This is a genomic window from Tatumella sp. JGM130 (assembly GCF_018257525.1).
Lineage (GTDB): Bacteria > Pseudomonadota > Gammaproteobacteria > Enterobacterales > Enterobacteriaceae > Tatumella > Tatumella punctata.
This window is the reverse complement of the sequence record NZ_JAERJS010000085.1, coordinates 1-1,102: the sequence shown is the minus strand read 5'-3', so window position 1 is coordinate 1,102 and position 1,102 is coordinate 1. Positions and strand designations below refer to the sequence as shown.

The 1,102-nt window shown below is 55.0% G+C and carries 1 pseudogene; it reads right to left on the bottom strand.

Annotation, left to right across the window (positions count from 1 at the left end):
• Positions 1 to 1,102 (bottom strand): annotated as a pseudogene (locus tag JK211_RS16765) (lipase family protein); the annotation flags it as partial.

The window sequence follows — 1,102 nt, the reverse complement described above, 5'->3', positions numbered from 1 at the left end:
CGCTTTTCTCAACTTCCTCCCGGAATTTTTCCCGCATCGCTTTCCTGCTCATCTCCCGCGCCGGATCGGCCAGCTCCAGCACCTGATTATGGATATAGGACAGGTAGCGGTGCGCCATCGAATGGCTGCGCGGATCGGTGCCGAGGCCGTCCAGCGTGGGGTTGGTGTTCTTGGGAAAGGTCTTTGCCAGACTGGCCGGGCTCAGGCACTGGATAAACGCCGCCTGATGCTCGCCGGTTGCTTTCAGACACTTATCGTTCAGGGAGGGCACCAGAAAGAGCTTAACGGCCACAAAATGCCGGGTATATACCTCACCATCAACCAGACTCTTCCTGTTCGGGCTGGTGAGCTTCATCGAACACTGCTGCGCCCGGAAAAAGACGACGGTGTTGCCGTGATGCCAGTACGGGTCTTTTTTCAGCCGTATCCCCGTTTTTAACTCCATGTCTTTCTGCCAGAGAGAGACCGGCAGACCGGCAACCGACGTTGCCAGCCAGTTAAAGCCCAGCTTGTCGCCCAGCGGCCCCAGCGTCTGATAGAACAGATTGTCCATATCGGTTTCCAGCGGCACCTGTGGCACGGTGTCGTTATCATTGACGTGGCGGTAGTGAGTGATGCTGTCCAGAAACGGCATTGCCGCGCGGGTAAACGTGCGCGGCATCCCGTAGGTGTACAGTACCGGATGGTTATCTTTCATTTCGGCGGCATACAGCAGTGCCAGGGAACCCCCCAGACTGTGACCGCAAACAAATAAAGATTTCTGATTTTTTATCACAGCTTTTATTGAATCAAATTCGTCCTTAAATTTCCGTTTAGCCAGCTCATAGGCTTCCAGAAAACCGCCGTGAATATTACCCGCACCGGCAAGCACGGGCAGGCACTTCTTCGGCCCGAATGAGGCATCCGTCAGGGCATTCAGAAGGCTGTCCGTTCCGCACCACGCAACCAGCACATGAGTACCGCACTCGGCCGTAAAAAAGCGGCTATCACCCTCCGATGGCTCACTGTCCTTTGTATTCAGATATACAGGTGCCAGATAACGATCGCGGAACGGCACGTCCACCGACAGCGTGTGAAAATAAGACGGAAACTCGGCAAACTG